Below are 1,915 nucleotides of genomic sequence, written 5' to 3' on the forward strand. Positions count from 1 at the left end.
GTACTGCACCCGACAGGGTGTGGGAGAGTAGGACACCGCCGAACACCCGTTAACCGTAAGCCCCCCAACACTGTTGGGGGGCTTACGGCATTTCAAGAGCATCTGGTCGCGCACGAACCCACCCCACCACGATGTCAGCTCTCCCGCTCGCCATCGCTCAGGAAGTCAATGGCGGCTTGAAGTTTGGTAGTGGCCTCGTCCGCGACGTCCTGGAGTGCAGGTTCCTCGGCGACCTGGACCATCAATGCGGGATTCATCGCGTCGACGATTATCGTGTTCTCCCTGGACGGGTCGCGGCGGACGACGACGTTGCACGGCAACAGCAGCCCGATCTGCCGGTTCACTCCTACTGCGCGGTGCGCAAGCGATGGGTTGCAGGCCCCGAGGATCAGATAGTCCTCCATGTCCTCGTTGAGCTTGGCCTTCAACGTTGCTTTCATGTCGATCTCTGTGAGTACACCGAAACCCTGCTCGGACAGGGCTTCGCGGGTTTGCTGCACAGCATCCTCGAAGGAGGTGTGCAGTGTTGTCGATAGTGCGAGGTCCATGCTTCTTCCCTGCTTTCGCTCGATTACTTCGGGTGGAAGAGTGACAGCCCGGAATCCATCGCCCGCGGTGCGGGCTAGGCAATTGGGAGTGGTGTGGCGTGAGCGGCCGAGCCGTGGTGCATCATCGCGTCGCATTGGTATCCACGCAGCATTGATGAGCCTCACGACATGTGTTGCCGTAGTGATCTATTCCGTTGGGGCGTCAGGTCTTCGACGGTCCGACCCTGACGGGACAACCGGGCCATGGTTCACTCCTCTCGCCCGCGTCTCGTCTTCCGTGGCGCGGAGTGCGCTCAGGCCAGCGCGAGAAAGAGCTTTTCGAGTTCAGCCTCAGTCATAGGCTCCGTTCCCTCCTGGGTGTCGCCGGTCAGGCACTCCCGCAAGCCGGTTGCAACGATCTTGAAGCCGGCCTTGTCGAGGGCCCTGGATACCGCGGCGAGCTGAGTGACGACGTCCTTGCAATCACGGCCCTGCTCGATCATGGAGATCACTCCAGCGAGTTGTCCGTGCGCCCGGCGTAGTCGGTTGAGTACCAGTGCAATGCTTTCTTCGTCGCCGACCATCACTTTCCTTTCGAGCTCATCGGTTCCGATTGTACCCCCAGGGGTATAGGGCCGCGACAGAGATCGTCGGGCGTTGCCCCATCTCGCAGCACATTCTCGAGCGCAAGAAGCTGATGCGGATCGATGGCCGGCTCGTCTGTGGCACCGTAAGACTCGCTGCCGGTCGGTGGTGGGGGGCGGTTGAAGATCATCGACGCGATGCTGCTCGGCTTCCAGTCGATCGTGGAGTCGAACTGTGGCGAGAATCGTCACGCCGGCCATACAATCGGTCGAGTTCGATTCCCAACAAGGATATTTTTCGGTGACCACACTTTCGGTGGCGGCTGGGCCGTTGTTGCGAGTCAGGATGTGACGAATTAGGTCGGCGATGAAGCGAAATATCCGGTGAGCAATTTATCGGGATGTGCACGACGGCAAGTAATCCGTACCGCAAACCAACGCACGCGGATATCGTTTTGGTGGCCGTGACCTGCCGATTTGGTTTTCGGTTTTTGGTGGCGTAGTTTTGTTCGGGTCAGAGCGACATGGACGCCGACGTTCACCGGTTGGGTGGATGCTACGAGGTTGTACGGGGGCGCCTGATTTCCTGGATGTCGATCGTGTGGTGGTTGGTGTTCGGGGTCCTTCGCGGGTTCTGGTTTGCGCCGGGATGCGTTGGGGGATAAGATGAAACGGTTGCCCCGGATCCGCTGATGTGTGTTGGTGGTGATGGTGTGTGCGTGTTCTTTGAGAACTCAACAGTGTGTCGATGAATGTCAGTGCCAAATTTTTTGGTGCCCGCATCGTTGTCGTGCCGGCCTCTTG

The 1,915-nt window shown here is 59.3% G+C and carries 2 protein-coding genes; both read right to left on the bottom strand.

Translation table 11 applies throughout. The features are described 5' to 3' along the window. Nucleotides 1-134: 134 nt before the first annotated feature. Nucleotides 135-548, bottom strand: coding sequence for a DUF302 domain-containing protein (locus AB0I57_RS20050; RefSeq protein ID WP_358339339.1), 414 nt, complete (start codon nt 546-548; stop codon nt 135-137). 293 nt (nt 549-841) lie between these two features. Further along, nucleotides 842-1,111 carry a metal-sensitive transcriptional regulator gene (locus AB0I57_RS20055; RefSeq protein WP_358339342.1) on the bottom strand — a complete coding sequence of 90 codons (270 nt, stop codon included), beginning with the start codon at nt 1,109-1,111 and terminating at the stop codon, nt 842-844. Nucleotides 1,112-1,915 lie beyond the last annotated feature (804 nt).

The organism is Rhodococcus sp. NPDC049939 (assembly GCF_040656415.1).
Taxonomy (GTDB): domain Bacteria; phylum Actinomycetota; class Actinomycetes; order Mycobacteriales; family Mycobacteriaceae; genus Rhodococcus_F.

Coding starts and splice junctions, on each gene's coding strand:
- AB0I57_RS20055 (WP_358339342.1), bottom strand. CDS start 1,111: ATGGTCGGCGACGAAGAAAGCATTGCACTGGTACTCAACCGACTACGC.
- AB0I57_RS20050 (WP_358339339.1), bottom strand. CDS start 548: ATGGACCTCGCACTATCGACAACACTGCACACCTCCTTCGAGGATGCT.